The organism is Stenotrophomonas sp. STEN240, assembly GCF_056756175.1.
This window is the reverse complement of record NZ_JBRRBO010000033.1, coordinates 1-18,800: the sequence shown is the minus strand read 5'-3', so window position 1 is coordinate 18,800 and position 18,800 is coordinate 1. Positions and strand designations below refer to the sequence as shown.

Sequence of the window (18,800 nt, the reverse complement as noted above, 5' to 3'; positions counted from 1 at the left end):
AGTACACCCGTGATCATGGGGGGCATTGGTTGGGAGATATTTTTAATACTCTTCCAGGTGTTGCTTTGCTTTGTCGGTATTGCCGCGATTCTGATGGCTTTGTTGGTGAGGGATGACAGTATTAGATGGCTTGGAAGGTTTCTTTTTTATTCCTATTCAATACTGTGTGTTGCACAGGTCAGTTTGCTGATTCGTGTTGTCTACCGTTTTATTGGTCGAGGGTGGATTCAGGTGGGTTTTTCCTTATGGCTAATGTGCGGAGTTCTGTGTGCCGTTGTTGGTATTTTTATGTATTTTAAGGAATGTAAAGGCGCTGTATATAACACTAGGCTTTATCTGCTTCTTTTTGCCATTTTTGCGTTAGTTCCTTGGTCGATTGTGGTGGTGGGGACCTATTTGAAAAGATATCTTGATTAGCCCCATCACTCAATGATGAAAGTTGCTTGCCACGCCCAAAGCCGCTCTGGACAAGACTTGCAGCGGATCACCGCCGTTGCCAGTCGCGGCAACATTTGCTCCAGATGAAATCGGCGATTGAACCGATAGGCGGCTTCGGCCAGATAACGCCGCGGGTACTTGGCTGGACGCACTGCGTGGTAGTGTCGACTCCCCGTATTTCAATGCCAGGCAAAATTAGAGGTTTCCGGTTCGTGGTATTGGCGGAATTCCGCGGGCGTCAGCCCGCCGAGGCTGTCGTGCGGTATCTCGGTGTTGTAATCGGCCAGCCACTGCCCCGCTTGTTAGCGTACTTCTCCGAGATTGTGGAAGACGTGCATATCCAGCACGCCACGTCAGAACCGGACCCAGAAGTTATCAAGGAGTATTGATATGTCTAAGCGGAGGATGAGAGAAAGGGAGAGGCGTCTTTTAGGATATCTGTTGGATGTCAATAGTAACCTCCCTTCGCGCGTGATGTCGTCACTTAAGGACGGCCTTGATGATTCGTTGGTTCAGGAATTTGGATCGGGGTTGACTCTTTCGTTCTCCAGGGGGCGCGGAGAGTCAAGTCGACTCCCTGTGGAGCTGGTTGCGGTTGATGAAGGTGTTCCCGTTCTCATTTATGCGATCGCAGTATTGGAAGGGGAGAAATGGCGCCTTGATGAGTTTGTTGTAGATCGATTGGATGGGGAGGATCTATCTGATTACGCTGTCGAGCTGGCCAATTTAATGATAGTTGAGAATGGAGTTATGAAAGATGGCGCGGACCTGAGGGGTGTTTATGTTGTTGGGTAACTTGAATTTGACCGAATAGCATGTTTGTGCACGCTTATTGGGCGTGGTTGAATGGTTTAAAGCTAGGTATCCCAGTGTCACAGTAAATATATTTGACAGCAAGGATTTCATGCTTCGTCCAGCTAGTAATGGAAGGTCGTTTAACTAAATTTGAAATTCGCTAACGGTTTTTAGATGGTTATTGCAATTATCGTAGAGCGAAGCTTGGTCCTGCAAATTCCGTCGCTGCTGGCAAGAGTCAGAAACTTTTGGATTTCCATGGGGGTGACATGCATTAGTTTGCTAGTGAAGTCTGGTTTACATCTAATAAATTTGCACGGAAGCGATTGGGTAAATCAGAATCGCTTCAGGTCACTGACCTTGATGCCGATGGGGAAAATCTTTGCAAGGGTTTAAGGTGCAATAATGCTGAAGAATCTATATATCTTGGCTTGGTCGGTATGCTGCCTAAGCTGGGCGGCAGTTCTTCTTAGCTTTCGGATGAGTTTTGGTTTTCTTGGGTGCGACGGTCGGATCGCCATTGTCGCAGCCGTATGTAGATTGGTGGATCCATTTATAGTCCAATATTTCGTTATTGCTGGCATTTCTTTGCCTGTTCTAACACTGGTCTTTCTCGTGCGAATGCTCGTCCGTCGGAAATGGTGGGCATTGGAGCTGTTTCTGTTTTTTTGCGCGTGGACGCTGTTTGCATGTGTCGTGCCCCATATTCCTACGTCATAGGATATTGCCACTGACGGTCGACCTTGGAGCTGGCCGCATGTTTGTTATTAAAGCCAAAGCCACCTGAATCAGCACGCGAGCACCGCACACGCAGCCGCTTGCTGCTATGCATGCCGTCCTACTGCAACACCAACATCGCTTCACCCAGCAAAAATCAAGCCGCCGGATCTTCCTCACTTCCATCCTCCGCGTATCTGGCAAAGCGACGGAAGCCCGGTCCGTGCATGGGCTCGCGGCCTGGGCAGGGCCAGCCGCCGAACTCGGTCTGCTGGAAGTCGAGTTTGGCCTGGCGCAGCTCGGCGATCGTATTGGTGACATAGACCGTTGAGCGGATCGCGGGCTCCTGCAGTGGTACGCCTTGCATCAGGATCAGCGTGTTTTCCTTGGCGCCACGGTTCTCCAGCAATAGCGCTTGTTGCGCGACCACCCTGACGCGGTGGTTGCCGCCAACATCCTGCTCGGCGACAAACATGCCGCGTCCGGCAAGGGTGTAGAGGGTGCGTTGGTTGGCCGGTAGCAGCGCCGGGGGTAGGGTGAGGCGGGCGCCGGGCTGCAGTGTGATCACCCAGATGGCAAGCTCCGAATCCGGATTGGCGGCCCAGGTGCTTTGCGTGGGCGCCAGCGATTGGATGAGCGCAAGCCCCGGCGCTTCCATCGGCTGGTAGGCGCCGGCGATGATGGTGACATCCGCACCGTCATGCAAGTGATGAGGAATTTTCTCCGCCCACATCATCCGGTATTCCGGTGCGACGTATTTGCTGCGGCCCGGCATGTTCAGCCAGATCTGGAACAGTTCGAATTCGTTGACGCGGTCGTCATGCAGCAGCGGAAACATCTCCGCGTGCTGGATGCCGCCGCCGGCAGTCATCCATTGCACATCGCCGGGACCATAGCGGCCGCTGTTTCCCAGCGAGTCGGCATGGTCCACATAGCCTTTGCGCAGGATCGATACGGTTTCCATGCCCAGATGCGGGTGGCTTGGGAAGCCGGGCAGTCCGTCCTTGCCGAAGTACAGGCTGAAGCCATCGGCGTTTGCGAAATCGTTGCCCCGCCTATGGCCTTGCAGATGCTCCGCATCGAGTTTCTGTGCAGTGTTGCCGGGCGGGTAATGATCGATCTGTGGTGAGCAGAGCAGGAAGGGATCAATGGTCGCCCAAGGCCAGCTCAGTTCGATGGACTCAAGGATGGGATTGCCTTCGATTGGATGAATGGTTTCCATGTGGCCTCGACAGTTGGCAGGGCGAGTTGAGTGGCGTTCGGCTCTTAGCGCTGTGTGGACTTCAGTTGGCCAGCACTGCACGGTGGGAATGAAGTGGCTCTGGCGCAGGCGCAATGGTTCTGCCCGCAATGCATCACTGCGTGTGTTGGCGGCGACCAGGTTTGTTGTGGCATGGCACGGCGCGCTTGGTAGAGGAACTACAGTCTATGACGCTGCCGATCCCATTCCCGGCAAACACTTTCCCACGCTGTAGCAATTGGTGGGCACAGTTTGCCGGCCTCCAACGTACAGCTCAGTTGCGCGATGAAGCGTTGATGCGCGGCACCGTTGCAACTGTTCGGACAAGCGCTTCATCTGCGCTCACCCCTGCGTTGCACCCCGGTTTCCTGCGTGCCCGGGGATGGGCACGGGGCAGTGGCAACACTTGGCTACGGACGGCTAGAATCGCCCAACGCGGGCCGGACGCCCGTTCAAAGGGGCACGATGCGGATGATGAAGCTTGGGATGGCGTTGCTGCTGTCCTGTTGTTCGGCCAGCAGCTGGGCTGCTGTGGATCTGGGGCAGTTCGTTCGCAAGGATGAGTTCAACGACATCAAGCTATCGCCCTCGGGCAAATATTACGCGGCGACCGTGCCGCTTGAAGACAAGACCGCTCTTGTAATCTTCACTCGCGATGGCAACAAACAGTCCGGCACCTTCGTGCCAGGGCGCAATGCGCATGTGAACAGTTTTGACTGGGTGAACGACGAGCGGATACTGATTGGGCTCGCCGAGAAATTCGGCCTGTTGGATCAACCGCGCTTGACCGGTGAGCTGTACGCCATCAATGCCGATGGCGGGCAGGCAGAGTTGCTGGTGGGGTTCCGCGTGCAGGGTAATGGGCCGGGTACGCGTATCCAGCCCAAGAAGGTCGAAAGCATCGCGGCATTTCTGGTGGATCCGCTGCCGGCTGAAGACCGCAACATAGTGGTCGCTACCTGGCCATTGGGTTCGATGGAGCCATTCACCCGTGCGGAGAAACTGGACGTCAACAGCGGCCGCCGGACCATGGCAGCGACGGCACCAGTGCGCAATGCCAGCTTTGCTACGGACAACACCGGCGAGGTGCGGCTGGCGGTGGGCTCGGGCATGGACAACGTCAGCAAGCTGTATTACCGCGACGCTGCAGGTGCCGAATGGCGGTTGATCAACGACCAGAATGCGTTTGGTCGCATTGAGGAACCCCTGGGGTTCTCGGCAGACAACAGTGTGGCGTATCTCCGGGTGCGTGGTGACGGGCAGGGGCCGGACAGCATCGTGGCGTGGAACCCGGCCACCAATGCGCGCACCACTGTGCTGCGCGACGACGCCGCCGACCCGTGGTCCATCATCTACCGCAACGGCACCAACGTGCCTGTCGGTTCGCTGGTGATGGATGGGCGCCACCGCAGCGTGTTTTTCGATGAGGCGGCACCTGAAGTGCGTTTGTACCGCAGCCTGGAAGCGGCGTTTCCCGGGCAGTCGGTGCGTATTACGTCCAGCACCAGGGACGGCCAGCTATTGATGGTGAAAGTGTGGTCTGGCAGCAATCCGGGCGATTTCTATCTGTACGATCCTGCCGCGAAGAAACTGGCGTTCGTGGTGGCCAGCGGTAGCTGGATCGATCCGGACGCCGCTGCGGTGGTGGAGCCGTTCCAGTTCACGGCGCGCGATGGATTGAAGATCCACGGTTACCTGACCAAACCGCGCGGTGTCAGTGGCGCGCGGCCGATGGTGCTGATGCCGCACGGCGGCCCCTACGGCATCTATGACCAGTGGCATTACGACCGCGACGCGCAGATGTTGGCGGCGGCGGGCTATACGGTGATGCAGGTGAACTATCGAGGCTCGGGCAATCACGGCTGGGCGTTCCGTCGTGCGGGTGCGCAGCAATGGGGCGGAACAATGCAGGACGATCTCAGCGACGCCACCCGCTGGGCAATCCGCGAAGGTCAGGCTGATGCAGCCAAAGTCTGCATTTACGGTGCCAGCTATGGTGCCTATGCCGCCTTGATGGGCGCGGCCAAGGAGCCGTCGCTGTACCGTTGTGCGGCCGGTTACGTCGGTGTGTATGACCTGCCGATGATGCAGCGTGGGGATGTGCGCACCGCGCGCAGCCTGGGCAATTGGTCCAAGGATTGGGTGGGCGAGGATCCTGCCGCACTGGCTGCAGCTTCACCCAATCGTTTTGCCGAGCGCATCAATATTCCGGTGTTTCTCGCCGCTGGTGGCGAGGATGAGATCGCGCCGATCGAGCACACCCGGATGATGGAAGCCGGGTTGAAGAAGGCCGGCGTGCCGGTGGAGTCGCTGTACTTCAGTACCGAAGGGCATGGCTTTTATACCGAGCCGCACCAGCGCGAGTATTACGGCAGGCTGTTGAGCTTTCTGTCGCAGCATCTGGGTGGTGAGAAGGCCAAGTAGCTGCTTCGGAGTGACCTGCGGAGAAGGGCTGACGCTCGTCTCCGCATGACGTCATCAGGCTGCGCTGCCAGGCCTGCAGTTGCGTTGTGCGGGCACGCGCCGCATTGGAAATCTACCCGGCTGCGTGAAAGCACGCGGCCAAAGTCGCAGCTGTTGCTCAGCCTGCTGCTGTGATTGAGGGCGTGCTGCGCAGACGTTCGCTGAGCGTCGGTTCCTTGGCCAGGCGCTCGGCCATAAAGCCGATGAAGGCGGTCAGCTTGGGCGGTAAATGCCGCGTCGGCGCATACAGCACCCAGGCCTGCCCGCCGTAGTTACTGTGAAATTTCCAGTCGGGCAGGACCTGCACGATGCGGCCCTGCTGCAGTGCTTCCTTGGCGGTGAAGTAGGGCAGACTGCCGATGCCCAGGTGGTTGAGCACGGCGTCCAGTCGTGCGCCGGTGTGGTTGACCGCATAGCGGCCGCGCACGGTGACGCTAGCCATCTTGCCTTGGCGCTGCAGTTTCCAGCGGGCGTCGCCGGGCTCCTCGCCCAGATAGATGCAGTCGTGTTCGCGAAGATCCTGCGGCTGCACGGGGTTTCCCCGTGTTGCTAGGTACTGCGGTGATGCACACAACAGATGATCGATGCTGATCAGCGGGCGGCCCATCAGCCCCGGCGCGGGGTGATCGGAAATGCGTATGGCCAGATCGATCTCGTCATCAATCAGATCCAGCTGCCGGTCTTCAAAGCGCAGCAGCAGATCGACCTTGGGGTAGCGCGCCAGAAAATCGGCTACGTGCGGGTGAATCAAGGCTCGTCCGACGGCTTTGGGCACGCTGACGCGCACCAGCCCCTGCGGCTCTGGACTGAGCTGGTGCGAGATCGACATCACCGATTGTGCGGCACTGGAAACGTCGCTGCAGCGCTGGAAGACCTGCTGGCCCAGATCACTCAGCCGCAGCTTGCGTGTGGAGCGCTGCAGCAGGCGGATGCCCAGCGCCTTCTCCAGGCGTGCAACCGAGCGGCTGGTAGCCGAAGGCGTGGCACCGAGCTGGCGTGCGGCTTCGGAGAAACTGCCGGTTTCCACCACCTTTACGAAGGTGACCATGTCGGCCATCAGGCCGATGGTGCTATTTGTGCTCATGGCGCAAAAATGATTTGGTTTTTCGGGTGATTCCGCGAGTCTGATCCGCGCAATAGACTTTTTCCAGCCGGAAGTGCGCTGTGGCACGCCAATGGGTGCTGGCGGTGGGCGCAGTGCGCAACGGCCAGCTTTCCCCGTCGGATCTGGTTCGGGACAAGGCCGGGTACTGAGCGGCGTGCACGCCAAGCCGGACAACGCGCCCACAAGCCCCTCCCGCTACAACAACCAATGCATCCTGGAACGCTGCCGTGACTGCCTACTACCCTGAATTCATTTCCCTGGCGCTTATCCACCTGTTGGCGGTCATTGCGCCAGGGCCGGACTTCGCCGTCACGGTGCAGCAAAGCGTGCGCAAGGGGCGGCTGGCCGGCATCTGGGTAGCCATCGGCATTGGCGCCGGCATCTCGGTCCATGTGCTGTACACCTTGCTGGGCGTTGGTGCGTTGTTGCATGCCCATCCGTCGTTGATGGCAGTGGCCAAGATCGCTGGCGCGGCGTATCTGCTCTACCTGGTATTTGCTTTCCTGCGCAGCGCCAGGCGGGAAACGCCGGTTGTCGAAGTGGAGCAGGGCGCGGTAGCCGATGGCAGCGCGTGGCGGTCGTTTGCGTTGGGCTTCATGACCAATGCCACCAATCCGAAAGCGACGCTGTTCTTCCTGGCGATATTCACCACGGTGGTCAGTGCGACCACACCGCTGAAGATCCAGGCGCTTTACGGCGCGTGGATGTGCTTCGTCAATGCGGCCTGGTTTGTGCTGGTCAGCCTGGTCTTCGCCCAGCCCGGTGTGCGGCAGAAGTTCCTGCGCATGGGTGGGCGGCTGGAGGCGTTCATGGCGTTGGTGTTTCTGGGCTTTGCGCTGCGGCTGTTGTGGGATGTGGGTAGAACGTGGTTGGGAGTTGCTTCTGGTTGAGCTGGGCTTGCGCTCAGGCCTCGGAGCAACGAGCACAGCGGTAGGACGGAGCCATGTTCCGCTGCGGCATTGCCGGTGACGCCGCTGCCGAGCATGGCTCGGCACTACAAGGCAGTGGCGTGGTTGTGGCGGTACGCGAGGTCAGCGCACGCCGTGCATCATCCGCTTCAGCAGCGGCGAGGCGATAAGCGCTACCACCGCGCAACCCAGGCCAATCCACATCAGCAGCCAGAACAGGTGTTCGTAGCGGCCAGCGGCTTCGGCGATATTCATCACTTCGCCTTCTGGCACATCGATGGCGGCCAGCTTGCCGAACAACGCTGCGAGGGTTTCGGAGAACGCGGTGGCAAGGAACCAGGTGCCCATCATCAGGCTGACCACGCGCGGTGCGGCCAGCTGGGTGACGGCTGACAGGCCGACCGGCGACAGGCACATCTCGCCAATTTCCAGGATCAGATAGGCCAGTACCAGCCACCACACGCTGGCCATCTGCCCGGTCGCGCCCACCTGTTGGGCGGCCAGGGCCAAGGGCACGAACGACAGCGCGCCAAATACCAGACCGAACGAGGATTTCAATGGTTTGGACGGGTCGAGGCTGCGCTTGTCCAGCCATGCCCACAGTGCGGCGAACAAGGGCGCAAGCAACACTAGGAACAGCGCGCCCAGATAGGTCAGGGAGCCGGCGGTCTGCGGCAACACCAGGCAGTCGCGGATCAGCATCACCAGCATTGCGGCAACGATGACGGCGAACAGCAGGCGCGGCGCGTTCGAGGAAGGATCGCGGTCAGACAGGCGCGCGGCCACTACAAAGCCCAGCGGCGCCAGCAGCAGCGAGACGATGGACCACGGCAGTGGCGTGCCATCGCGGATGACCAGTGATGGCACCAGATCCTTGGTCAGCAGGCGGTCGGTGAAGGTGACCCAGGAGCCATAGGTCTGCTCGTATAAGGTGAAGAACACCAGCGCCATGAAGATCAGCACCATCAGCGCGATCATCTGCTGGCGCTGTTCTGCTGTGCATTGCGTGCCGGTGAACCAGGCAAACCACAGCAGCACGCCGCCCAGCACCACGATCATCAGCATCAGCGCCAGGCTGATCTCGCCGCCCAGGGCAAAGGCGCCATTGGCGGCGGCCCACATCAGCGCGGCCACCGGAACGACACCCACGATGGCCACGGCATAGATCAACCATTCGCGCGGCATGCCAAGCACGCGCTCGCGCAGGCTGGCCGGTTGCGCCGGCTCGGCATGGCCTTGCAGGTATTTCTGACCCCACAGGAACATCGCCAGGCCGACCAGCATGCCGATGCCGGCCGCGCCGAAGCCGTATTTCCAACCATAGGCCTCACCAAGGAAGCCGCAGACCAGCGAGGCGAACAGCGCACCGAGGTTGATGCCGGCATAGAACAGCGAGAAACCCGAGTCGCGGCGCGGGTCGTTTTCCGGATAGAGCTTGCCGACGATGGTGGAGATATTGGGCTTGAGGAAGCCAACGCCCATGATGATCAGCGCCAGCGACAGGTAGGTGACCGACAGCGCGGCCTCGTCGCGGACCACTTCGCCGGCCACCCGCTGTGCGGCATGGCCTTCAAACGCCATGCCGGCATGGCCGAGCACCAGCAGGATGCCGCCGAACACCACCGCCTTGCGCATGCCCAGCCAGCGGTCGGCCAGCAGCCCACCAAATACCGGTATGCAATAGACCAGCCCGCCATAGGCACCAAGCAGGTCCAGCCCGGCCTTGTCGCCGAACAGGTGGTACTTGGTGAGGTACAGCAGCAGCAGGGCCTTCATGCCATAGAAGGAAAAGCGCTCCCACATCTCGGTGAAGAAGCAGACGTAGACGCCCTTGGGGTGGCCGAGGAAGTCGTCGGTGCGAGCGCTGTGCAGGGCGGTTGCGGTCATCGATGGTGCCGGCAGGGACAGCGGCCGAGTATAGGACCGCTGCCCCGGTGCTGCGTGCTCAGAGGTAGCGCAGCCAGGCCAGGTCGCGGCGGCGTGCCTTGAAGCGGGCAAAAGCGCGGGTGGCGGGATAGAGCAGCACGGCCAGCGCGACACTGATCAGCAGCAATGCCGATACCGATTCAACCGCGAAGTAAGGGCCGTGGTTCGCACCCCAATACGCCATCGCGGCCACATACAACAGCTTCAGCACATACAGATGCAGCAGGTAGAAGAACATCGGCGCCGCGCCTATCCATGCCAGCGGCTGCAGCCGAGCTGCGACGCGGGGCTGTTCATAAAGGCGCAGCAGTAACATGCCGATACCCAGCGTCAGCAGCAGGAACAGCAGTGAAGGTGGGTACTTGGTGACATTGAGCAGGCTCATCAGCGTCAACTGGACGTCGGCAAAGCGCAGCCAGGGATGGTCACCGTAGACATTGGCGGCACGCAGCAACGCGAAGCCAGCCAGCATCGCCAACCCAGCGTGCAGCAACCAGCGCTGGCGCTGCGGCGCCGGGCGATTGCTGGCGTACCAAGGGCCCAGCACATAGCCCAAAGCGATCACGCCGATCCATGGCAACACCGGATAGGAGGTGCGCAGCCGCAGGCTGTCGCCCAGTTCGATCCAGTCGCGCTGGTGCAGGATTTTCCACAGCGTGGCCAGCACGCCATTGCCTTGTGCTTGCAGCGGATCAAGCAGGTTGTGGCCGGCGATGATCACTGCCAGCGCCAGCAGAAGCTTGCGCGGCAGCCACAGCAGGCCGGCCAGCGCGATCATGCTCAGGCCGATGGCCCAGATCACCTGCAGATAGAGCGTGCTCGGCGGGAACTGGAAGGTCCAGGCGAAGTTGACCAGGGTCAGCTCCAGTACCACCAGGAACAGCCCCCGTTTGAGCAGGAAGGCGGCGGTGGCGCGACGCGGATCTGACTGGCGTTGGCCATACAGCCATGCCGACAGGCCGGTGAGCAGCACAAACACCGGGGCGCATAGATGGGCCAGCACGCGGAAGCTGAACAGCGCCGGAGAAACCGAGGTCACGTCCATCGGATCGCTGACCTGATGCTGCAGGTAGAAGGTCTCGCGGACATGGTCGATCAGCATCAGCAGCATCACGGTGCCGCGCAGCTGGTCGATGGAGGTCAGGCGGGTTGTGGGGGCAGGGGGCATGCGTGGATGTCTTACGGAAAGATATAACATAACATTTGAGCTGGGTACGGGCGACTTTGCCGATATGGCCTGCAACAAGTGCGGATTCGTGGAATTGCGGGCATGCGGGGCTTTGGCCCGGCGTTCAGGCTGGACTTGCCGTTAAGCGGGCGTTAGCGTGGCGAAGGTTTTTTTGCCATTCAAGGGCTTTCCATGAACAACGCTGCGCCTGCGCAGCTCACATTCCGCGCGGTGGTTCTTGCCATCGTGCTGGCTGTGGTGCTGTCTGCCGCCAATGCTTACCTGGGCCTGTTCGCAGGCTTGACCATCGCGACCGCCATTCCGGCGGCCGTCGTCTCGATGGGCGTGCTGCGCCTGCTCGGTGGCGGCACCATTCTTGAAAACAACATCGTCCAGACCGGTGCCTCGGCCGGTTCATCGATTGCCGCCGGCGTGATCTTCACGATCCCGGCGCTGGTGATCATGGGCTATTGGCCGGACTTCAAGTACTGGTGGGTGCTGGGTATCGCCGGCCTGGGCGGCCTGCTGGGCGTGCTGTTCTCGGTGCCGCTGCGGCGCTCGATGATCGTCGAAGATCCGCTGCCCTTCCCGGAAGGCAAGGCCGCGGCCGAAGTGCTGAAGGCCGGTGAAAACCCCGGCCCGGGCATGAAGATCCTCGGTATTTCGGCGGCCATCGGCGGCCTGGTCAAGCTGGCTGCGGCCTCGGGCCTGCGCATCTTCCCGGATGCCTGGGCACAGTCGGCGTATATCGGCAGCTCCAAGATCACCGCCTTCATCGGTACCAACCTGTCGCCGGCGCTGCTGGGCGTGGGTTACATCGTTGGTTTGAACGTCGGCATCGTGGTGGTGTCCGGCTCGATCCTGTCCTGGCACATCGCCATTCCGCTGTACCAGGCGTTCTTCCTGGGCGGCAACCCGGACCTGGCGGCATCGCTGGCCAATGCCGGCTCGGCCGAATCGGCCTTCGCCATCTGGGGCTCGCAGATCCGTTACCTGGGCGTCGGCGCGATGCTGATCGGCGGCGTCTGGACCCTGTTCTCGCTGCGCAAGTCGCTGTTCAACGGCGTCAAGAGCGGTTTTGCCGCAGCCCGCAAGAGCAGCGGCCCGGCCCTGGCCGAGACCGAGCGCGACCTGCCGATGAAGTGGATGCTGATCGCCCTGATCGCCTTCACTCTGCCGTTGCTGGGCCTGTACCAGGCCATCGTCGGCCAGTGGCATGTGTCGATTCCGATGACCATCATCATGATCGTCGCCGGCTTCCTGTTCGTGTCGGTATCGGCCTACCTGGCCGGTTTGATTGGTTCGTCCAACAACCCGGTCTCGGGTATCACCATTTCCACCATCCTGTTCGCCTCGGTGGTGCTGGTGCTGCTGCTGGGCAAGGACGGCCTGATTCCGGTTGGCGTGGGCGGTGCACCGCTGGGTGCGGTGGCCGCGATCATGATCGGTGCGGTGGTCTGCTGTGCGGCCGCTGTCGGCGGTGACAACCTGCAGGACCTCAAGGCCGGTTACCTGGTCGGCGCGACCCCGTGGAAGCAGCAGCTGATGCTGGGCATCGGCGCGTTCTCCTGTGCCCTGATCATGGCGCCGGTGCTGAACCTGCTGGCCCATGCCTACGGCATCGGCGCACCGACCGCCGAGCACCCGAACTCGCTGGCGGCACCGCAGGCCAACCTGATGGCCTCGGTTGCACGTGGCCTGTTCGGCGGCGAACTGCCGTGGGGGATGATCGCGCTGGGCGCTGGTGTTGGCGCAGTGATCATTGCCATCGATGAGTGGCTGAAGAAGACCGGCAAGCGCTTCCGCGTGCCGGTGCTGGCTGCTGCCATCGGTATCTACCTGCCGCTGGAACTGATGGTGCCGATCTTCCTGGGTGGCCTGCTGGCCCACCTGGTCGAGCGTTTCCACAAGCTGCGTGCCGACGACGAAGAAGGCCGTGACCGTGTGCACCGCCCGGGCGTGCTGTTCGCTGCCGGCTTGATCACCGGTGAGGCGCTGATGGGTATCGCCATTGCGGTGCCGATCGTGGTCAGCGGGCAGGGCGATGTGTTGGCACTGCCGCTGGGTGGTTTTGCTGACACCTGGGCGAGCTTGTCGGCCTGGGTTGGCCTGTTCGTGCTGTTCCTGGTTGGCCTGATGATGTACCGCATCGGCAAGAAGGGCGAGCCGGCGGCGAAGGCTTAAGGGCTGACTGACAGCTTTTGACTGCAATCCCTTCTCCCGCTTGCGGGGGAAGGTGCCCGAAGGGCGGATGGGGGGAGTTTTTGATCTTGACTTGGCTGGTGGCTTAGAGCTTCAGAGCCAAAGCAAAAGCAAAAGCACCCTTCCCCAACCCTCCCCTTGGCCTGCGGCCAAAGGGAGGGGGTTAAAGCCCAAGCCAGAGCGCCCTCACCCCAACCCCTCTCCCGCTTCGCAGGAGAGGGGCTTAGGCAGAAGCGAGGCAAAGCAACACCAACAAAGCCGCCCTTGGGCGGCTTTGCTGTTTTCGGCGGTTGCCCAGCCATGACTTCAAGCCTTTGCAGCCGGATGCCCTGGCCGCCTACCATCGGGGTTTGCCTTTGCCTGGGAGTTGCCCATGAAGCTTCGTCACGCCCTGTTGCCGCTATGCCTGCTGGCCGCCTTGCCGTCACTGGCCAGTGCGCGCGGTTTTGAAGTCCGCGACATGGTCAAGCTGGACCGTGCGTCCGCACCGCTGCTCAGCGGCAATGGCGCGCAGGTGGTGTTCGCCAAGCGCATTGTCGATGCCGACCTCAAGGCCAGCAGCAGCCTGTGGATCCGCGACCTGCGTACCCGCGACATGGCACCGCCGAAGCAGCTCACCCCGGCCGGCTGGAACGTCAACTCGGCCTCGATCGAAGGCCAGAACGTCTACTTCCTCAGCGCCAAGAACGGCAGCCAGCAGCTGTACGTGATGCCGCTGGCGGGGGGCGAGCCGCGCCAGCTCACCGATTTCGCACTCGACGTGGACAGCTACCGGGTTTCGCCGCAGGGCGACCGCGTGCTGTTCAGCACCGGCGTGTTCCAGGACTGCGGTTCGGACCTGGCCTGCACCAGCAAGCGTCTGGAGAAGGACAAGGCCGACAAGAGCAGCGGTCAGGTCTACGACAGCATGTTCGTCCGCCATTGGGATACCTGGGCTGACGGCCGCCGCAACACCTTGTTCGTGGCACCGCTGCCGGCTTCTGGCGCGGCTGCGGTGAAGGGTGCTTCGGCGATCAGCGCCACGCTGGCCGGTGACGCACCGTCCAAGCCGTTCGGCGGCAACGAAGACTTCGCCTGGGCACCGGATGGCAAGACCGTCGTGGCCAGCATCCGCGTGCAGGGCAGCCAGGAGCCGTGGTCGACCAACTTCGATCTGTACAAGCTCGATGCTGCCGGCAAGCAGGCACCGGTCAACCTGACCGCAGCCAACCCTGCTTGGGACGCCGGCCCGGTGTTCAGCGCCGACGGCAAGACCCTGTTCTACCGCGCGATGAAGCGCCCGGGTTTCGAGGCTGACCGCTTCGGCCTGATGGCGATGGACGTGGCCAGCGGCAAGGTCAAGGAAATCGCCGCGCAGTGGGACCGTTCCGCCGATGGCATCACCTTGTCGGCCGATGGCCAGACCATCTACACCACCGCCCAGGACATGGGCGAACACCCGCTGTTCGCGGTCAGCGTTGCCAATGGCGAGCCGACCAAGCTGGTGGGCGAGGGCAGCATTTCCTCCTTCGATATCGCCGGTGACGCGTTGGCCTTCACCCGCAACTCGCTGAAGAGTGGCGACCAGGTGTTCACCAGCAGCACCGCTGCCGGCGCACCGCAGCGCGCCATCACCCAGAGCGCTGGCGAAATGCTGGACGGCGTGAACTTCGGTGACTTCGAGCAGTTCTCGTTCAAGGGCTGGAACGACGAGACCGTGCACGGTTACGTGGTCAAGCCGCACAACTACCAGGAAGGCAAGAAGTACCCGGTGGCGTTCCTGATCCACGGCGGCCCGCAGGGCAGCTTCGGCAATGGCTGGAGCTATCGCTGGAACCCGCAGACCTACGCAGGCCAGGGCTATGCGGTGGTGATGATCGATTTCCACGGTTCCACCGGTTACGGCCAGGCCTTCACCGATGCAATCAGCCAGCATTGGGGCGACCGCCCGCTGGAAGACCTGCAGAAGGGTTGGGCCGCGGCGCAGCAGAACTACAGCTTCCTCAATGGCGACAAGGCCTGTGCGCTGGGCGCCAGCTACGGCGGCTTCATGGTCAACTGGATCGCTGGCAACTGGAACGAGCCGTGGAAGTGCCTGGTGAACCACGACGGTGTGTTCGATCAGCGTGCCATGGGCTATGCCACCGAAGAACTGTGGTTCACCGAGTGGGAACAGGGCGGTACGCCGTACGACGTGCCGCAGAACTACGAGAAGTTCAACCCGGTCAACCACGTCGGCAACTGGAAGAAGCCGATGCTGGTGGTGCAGGGCCAGCTGGATTACCGCATCCCGGTGGAGCAGGGCCTGGCCACATTCACCGCGCTGCAGCGCCAGGGTATCGAGTCCAAGTTCCTGTACTTCCCGGACGAAAACCATTGGGTGCTGAAGCCGCACAACAGCGTGCAGTGGCATGACACGGTCAATGGCTGGTTGAAGCAGCACATCGGCCAGTAAGCGGATGGAAAGGGGCGTGCCGGTGGCGCGCCCCTTTTTTCAAGGTGACGGCGTTGTTCGCGGGGCCATCACTGCAGCAGTCGCCAAGGAGAGGGTGCGATGGGAATGTTCAGCATCTGGTATTTGTTGATTCTGCTGTTTGTGTCCGCGCTTGCGGCCAGTGTGGTCGGCCTGATTGTCTGGCTGGCGGTGCGTGCCTCGCGTGCTCCCGGCAACCCGGTTGCCACGGCGCAACAACGCCTGCGGCAGCTGGAAGAACTCAAGGCCCAGGGCCTGATCACCGACGAAGAATGCGCACGGCAACGTGCGGCGGTGGTGACCCGGCTTTGATGCCTGCCGGCGGCGTGGTGCTCCGGCAAGCAGGCGTGTTGTATCCCAGGCCGGGAAGGCCGGGGAAAGGTGCAGGACGCGCCATCGTATCCAGTCCTGCGCAATTGCTGTCTCCCTAACGGTGCGGTGCGGCTGCAGGTTTCATTCTTGGGCAAGGGGGCTTGCCCGCATACGCACAACAAGGGGATAGACGATGACGGCAGCCGCAACAGGCGCACTCATCAGCAATGACATCATCGTGTTCGGCCTGATTGCCGCCACGCTCGGCGTTATTTTCTGGACATCCGGCAGCAGCAACCGGCTGCTGAAGAAGTTCTACAGCTTCGTGCCTGCGTTGCTGCTGTGTTACTTCATTCCCGGTGTGTACAACACCTTCGGTCTGATCGACGGCGAAACCACCAAGCTCTACAACCCGATCGCGCGCGATGTATTCCTGCCGGCCGCCTTGGTGCTGCTGACGCTGTCCATCGACCTGAAAGGCATTCTCGGCCTGGGCTGGAAGATGCTGGCCATGTACGTGGCGGCGGTGCTGAGCATCATGCTCGGGGCGGTGGTCGCGTTCCAGCTGATGGCCTGGCTGCATCCGGAAACCGTTGCCGGTGCAACCTGGGGCGGCATGGCGGCACTGGCTGGTAGCTGGATCGGCGGCGGCGCGAATATGCTGGCGATGAAGGAGATCTTTGAAGTTGATGCCACCACCTTCGGCCAGTTTGCGGTGGTGGATGTTGGCGTGGGTTACGTGTGGATGGCGGTGCTGATTTTCTTCGCCTCACGTGCACCGGCCATGGACAAGCGCAGTGGCGCCGACACGCGCGCGCTGGATGATCTGCGCGATCGCGTGGCCAGCTACCAGGCCCAGCATGCGCGCATCCCGGCGCTGGGCGACATGATGGTGATGGCCGGTGTGGCATTTGGTGCGGTGGCCTTGTCGCATGGTCTGGCTGCGCCGTTGGCGGACTGGTTTGCGGCCCATGTCAGCTGGTCCAGCGCGGTGAGCATGGATAAGCCCTTTGTCTGGGTGGTGCTGCTGGCCACCTTCATCGGCCTAGGCCTGAGTTTCACCCGCGCGCGTGAGCTGGAAGGCGTGGGCGCATCGAAGTGGGGGTCGATGTTCCTGTACTTCCTGATCGCCTGCATCGGCATGCAGATGGACCTGCTGGCGCTGCTGGAAAAGCCGTGGCTGTTCGCGCTGGGGGTGATCTGGATCGGCGTGCATATCGTGCTGCTGTGGCTGGCCGGCCGCCTGCTGCGGGTGCCGTTCTTCTACTTCGCCATCGCCTCGCAGAGCAATATCGGTGGCCCGGCCTCGGCGCCGGTGCTGGCTACGGCGTTCCATCCTGCGCTGGCGCCGGTAGGTGTACTGCTGGGTACCCTGGGTTATGCGGTGGGTACCGGTGCGGCGTATGTGGTGGGGATTACCTTGAGGGCGATGGCTGGGGCTGGGTGAGTTCTGGTGCGCGCTTCGCGCGCTCCCCTCTCCCCAACCCCTCTCCCGCGAGGGGAGAGGGGCTCAAATCATGGCGAGCGCCAGCAACGTCAGCAATTGCAGCTTCAAAGCCCCTCTCCCCTTTGCGGGAGAGGGGTTGGGGAGAGGGGGAGCGCGTAGCGCTGCTTTCCCCAAGCAAGACCCGCATCCACCACCATGCTAGGCTCCACCCTCCCACGCCACGTCACCAACGTGGCGTTTTTATTTCCCTTCGATCGACAGGAACAGGCCTTATGCCGACCGAACCCAGTACCGCCCTCATCACCAATGACATCGTCGGCCTCGGCCTGATTGCTGCCACATTGGCCCTGATCTTCTGGTTGGCCAGTGGCCCGACCCCGCTTTGGAAGAAGGTCTTCAGCTGGGTGCCCGCCCTGTTGCTGTGCTATTTCATCCCCGCCATCTACAACACCACCGGTCTGATCGACGGCCACAGCACCAAGCTCTACAACCCGATCGCACGCGATGTGCTGCTGCCGGCGGCCTTGGTCCTGCTCACGCTGTCCATCGACCTGAAGGGCATTGCAAAGCTGGGCCCCAAACTGCTGATCATGTTCGTCACCGGTACCGTCGGCATCGTGCTGGGCGCGGCGGTGTCGTTCCAGGTGATGAAGTTCATCCACCCGGAAACCGTGGCCGGTGATACCTGGGCCGGCATGGCCGCCTTGGCCGGCAGCTGGATCGGCGGTGGCGCCAACATGGCCGCCATGCGCGAGACCTTCAACGTCGATGCGACAACCTTTGGTCAGATCGCCGTGGTCGATGTGGCCTGCGCCAGTTTGTGGATGGCGGTGCTGCTTTGGCTGGCTGGCCGTTCGCAGTCGATTGATACCAAAAGCGGTGCCGACACTTCGGCTATTGATGACATGAAGCGTCGCATCGCCGAATACGAAGCCAAAAGCGCGCGCAACCCCAGCCTGACCGACCTGATGGTGATCGTGGGTGTGGGCCTGGGCATCGTTGGTCTTGCCCATGCACTGGCCACGCCGCTGGCCGGCTGGTTCGGGCAGAACGTGAGCTGGGCGAGCAAGGCGTCGCTGGATTCTTCATTCGTGTGGGTGGTGATGCTGTCCACGCTTGCTGGCCTGCTGTTGAGTTTCACCCGCGCGCGCAACCTGGAAGCGGCCGGTGCATCGAAGATCGGCACCTTGTTCCTGTATTTCCTGATTGCCTGCATCGGCATGCAGATGGATCTGCTGTCGCTGGCCGACCGTCCGTGGCTGTTCCTGCTGGGCGTGATCTGGATGGGCGTGCATATCGGCCTGCTGTACATCGTGGGTCGTTTGCTGAAGGCGCCGTTGTTCTTCTTCGCCATTGGTTCGCAGGGCAATATCGGCGCGGCCGCATCGGCACCGGTGGTGGCGGCGGCATTCCATCCCACGCTTGCGCCGGTGGGTGTGCTGCTCGGCACGGTGGGTTATGCCACCGGCACGGTGATCGCCTACATGACCGGCCTGATGCTGAAGTGGATGGCTGGCGCCTGAGGGAACGCTGCCGCGGCTACGGTGTCTTGTAGGGGCAGCGCGAGCCGCGAAGCCGACGAGCATTGTAGTGCCGAGCCATGCTCGGCAGCGTTACCGGCAAAGCC

General features: G+C 61.6%; 13 protein-coding genes and 2 pseudogenes. 9 read left to right on the top strand and 6 right to left on the bottom strand.

Annotated elements, in window-relative coordinates:
• The first annotated feature begins 9 nt into the window (after positions 1-9).
• Complete coding sequence (locus ACVOKO_RS13850; protein ID WP_346499485.1) at positions 10-417, top strand: hypothetical protein; 408 nt, start codon at positions 10-12, stop codon at positions 415-417.
• Between the two features lie 9 nt (positions 418-426).
• On the opposite strand, the pseudogene ACVOKO_RS13845 reads toward ACVOKO_RS13850, so the two are convergent.
• Together ACVOKO_RS13845 and ACVOKO_RS13840 are read right to left on the bottom strand one after the other, a co-directional pair.
• Positions 427-599: pseudogene (locus ACVOKO_RS13845) on the bottom strand (IS1595 family transposase); the annotation flags it as partial.
• A gap of 18 nt (positions 600-617) precedes the next feature.
• Positions 618-791: pseudogene (locus tag ACVOKO_RS13840) on the bottom strand (integrase core domain-containing protein); the annotation flags it as partial.
• Positions 792-879: 88 nt separating this feature from the next.
• On the opposite strand from ACVOKO_RS13840, the gene ACVOKO_RS13835 reads away from it, so the two are divergent.
• On the top strand, positions 880-1,233 hold the full coding sequence (locus ACVOKO_RS13835) for a hypothetical protein (protein ID WP_346499484.1): 354 nt from the start codon (positions 880-882) through the stop codon (positions 1,231-1,233).
• 874 nt (positions 1,234-2,107) lie between these two features.
• Here ACVOKO_RS13835 and ACVOKO_RS13830 read toward each other — a convergent pair.
• Positions 2,108-3,172, bottom strand: coding sequence for a pirin family protein (locus ACVOKO_RS13830; RefSeq protein WP_346499483.1), 1,065 nt, complete (start codon positions 3,170-3,172; stop codon positions 2,108-2,110).
• A gap of 483 nt (positions 3,173-3,655) precedes the next feature.
• Here ACVOKO_RS13830 and ACVOKO_RS13825 point away from each other — a divergent pair, with 483 nt between their 5' ends.
• Complete coding sequence (locus tag ACVOKO_RS13825) at positions 3,656-5,614, top strand: alpha/beta hydrolase family protein (protein ID WP_430980785.1); 1,959 nt, start codon at positions 3,656-3,658, stop codon at positions 5,612-5,614.
• Positions 5,615-5,771: 157 nt separating this feature from the next.
• Here ACVOKO_RS13825 and ACVOKO_RS13820 read toward each other — a convergent pair whose 3' ends face one another.
• A complete protein-coding gene (locus ACVOKO_RS13820) occupies positions 5,772-6,737 on the bottom strand; it encodes a LysR family transcriptional regulator (RefSeq protein WP_346499482.1) in 966 nt (321 codons plus the stop codon).
• A gap of 248 nt (positions 6,738-6,985) precedes the next feature.
• Here ACVOKO_RS13820 and ACVOKO_RS13815 point away from each other — a divergent pair, with 248 nt between their 5' ends.
• The gene (locus ACVOKO_RS13815; RefSeq protein ID WP_346499481.1) at positions 6,986-7,648 is read left to right on the top strand and encodes a LysE family translocator; all 663 of its coding nucleotides are present in this window, start codon (positions 6,986-6,988) and stop codon (positions 7,646-7,648) included.
• 141 nt (positions 7,649-7,789) lie between these two features.
• Here the strand turns inward: ACVOKO_RS13815 and ACVOKO_RS13810 are convergent, their stop codons facing one another.
• Together ACVOKO_RS13810 and ACVOKO_RS13805 are read right to left on the bottom strand one after the other, a co-directional pair.
• On the bottom strand, positions 7,790-9,553 hold the full coding sequence (locus ACVOKO_RS13810) for a peptide MFS transporter (protein WP_346499480.1): 1,764 nt from the start codon (positions 9,551-9,553) through the stop codon (positions 7,790-7,792).
• A gap of 58 nt (positions 9,554-9,611) precedes the next feature.
• Positions 9,612-10,760 carry an acetyltransferase domain-containing protein gene (locus ACVOKO_RS13805; RefSeq protein WP_346499479.1) on the bottom strand — a complete coding sequence of 383 codons (1,149 nt, stop codon included), beginning with the start codon at positions 10,758-10,760 and terminating at the stop codon, positions 9,612-9,614.
• 192 nt (positions 10,761-10,952) lie between these two features.
• On the opposite strand from ACVOKO_RS13805, the gene ACVOKO_RS13800 reads away from it, so the two are divergent.
• From ACVOKO_RS13800 to ACVOKO_RS13780, 5 genes are all read left to right on the top strand, one after another.
• Complete coding sequence (locus ACVOKO_RS13800) at positions 10,953-12,944, top strand: OPT family oligopeptide transporter (RefSeq protein ID WP_346499478.1); 1,992 nt, start codon at positions 10,953-10,955, stop codon at positions 12,942-12,944.
• A 391-nt stretch (positions 12,945-13,335) separates the two neighbouring features.
• Complete coding sequence (locus tag ACVOKO_RS13795) at positions 13,336-15,396, top strand: S9 family peptidase (protein ID WP_346499477.1); 2,061 nt, start codon at positions 13,336-13,338, stop codon at positions 15,394-15,396.
• Between the two features lie 99 nt (positions 15,397-15,495).
• Positions 15,496-15,726 (top strand): SHOCT domain-containing protein, encoded by a 231-nt coding sequence (locus ACVOKO_RS13790; protein WP_346499476.1) that lies wholly within the window; start codon positions 15,496-15,498, stop codon positions 15,724-15,726.
• 193 nt (positions 15,727-15,919) lie between these two features.
• Complete coding sequence (locus ACVOKO_RS13785; RefSeq protein WP_346499475.1) at positions 15,920-17,173, top strand: DUF819 family protein; 1,254 nt, start codon at positions 15,920-15,922, stop codon at positions 17,171-17,173.
• A 272-nt stretch (positions 17,174-17,445) separates the two neighbouring features.
• On the top strand, positions 17,446-18,696 hold the full coding sequence (locus ACVOKO_RS13780) for a DUF819 family protein (protein ID WP_346499474.1): 1,251 nt from the start codon (positions 17,446-17,448) through the stop codon (positions 18,694-18,696).
• Positions 18,697-18,800 lie beyond the last annotated feature (104 nt).